The sequence below is a fragment of the Paenibacillus residui genome (assembly GCF_042677205.1).
Taxonomy (GTDB): Bacteria; Bacillota; Bacilli; order Paenibacillales; family NBRC-103111; genus Paenibacillus_L; species Paenibacillus_L residui.
The window spans coordinates 1-503 of the sequence record NZ_JBHTIU010000124.1; the positions used below are offsets into that span (position 1 = coordinate 1).

Annotated in this window: 1 pseudogene; it reads left to right on the top strand. The window is 47.7% G+C overall.

The annotated features are described in order from the left end of the window. Positions 1 to 503 (top strand): annotated as a pseudogene (locus tag ACFQ03_RS25855) (IS4 family transposase); the annotation flags it as partial.

Sequence of the window (503 nt, forward strand, 5' to 3'; positions counted from 1 at the left end):
GTGAACTGCACGCACGACTACCGAAAACGAAATCTTCCGAGATTCTGGGATCGGTCATTGTACAGCTTGATGGCGGGATGCTCATTAAGCTTGTCTTTGTTCAAAATCGGAATCGCAGACGGGATTGGTTGGCCATTCTAAGTACAGACGTCACCATCACCGATGCGGAGATCGTTCGCATTTATGGCATTCGCTGGAGCATTGAGACCTTCTTTAGGTTTGCCAAATCGTATCTGAAACTCGGGTCGGAGTTTCAGGGCCGCTCCTTCGATATGCTCATCAGCCACACCACCATCGTCTTTTCACGTTATCTGGTCATGGAATGGGAGCGACGAAATGAAAACGACCCTCGTTCTCTAGGCGGCCTGTTTTTCCTGCTCTCCGATGAAATTCGGGATTTAGACCTGAAAACTGCCCTACAACAATTGATTGCTTTCTTCATGGAGATGTCCAAAACCAAGAGCAAGCGAGATAAGTCTTCTGTTTTGAGTCAAGTCCAGCAA